The organism is Paraburkholderia sp. EG286B, assembly GCF_040965655.1.
Taxonomy (GTDB): domain Bacteria; phylum Pseudomonadota; class Gammaproteobacteria; order Burkholderiales; family Burkholderiaceae; genus Paraburkholderia.
On sequence record NZ_JBFRCF010000249.1, the window covers coordinates 1 to 255 of the forward strand.

The following is a 255-nucleotide window of genomic DNA, read 5'->3' on the forward strand; positions in this document are numbered from 1 at the left end:
TGCGGCAACGGTGACGGTACGTTGGCCGTTATCTGCAGCCAGCGATTGTGCGGTGTGGTTGCAGGGGTGGCTGCGGTGATCCGCATCGACGCGATCTGGCTGGCGACCGAACCGCTGGATATGCGCGTCGGCACAGATACGATTCTGGCGCGCGTGGTGAAGGTGTTCGGCGCAGCGCGGCCACATCACGCCTATCTGTTCGCCAACAGGCATTCGACGCGCATGAAGGTGCTCGTCTATGACGGGTTCGGAATC

1 protein-coding gene is annotated in these 255 nt (G+C 62.4%); it reads left to right on the plus strand.

The features are described from left to right. Window positions 1-75: 75 nt before the first annotated feature. On the plus strand, window positions 76-255 hold a 180-nt coding region (gene tnpB, locus AB4Y42_RS44625; RefSeq protein WP_368697944.1), incomplete at its 3' end, for an IS66 family insertion sequence element accessory protein TnpB.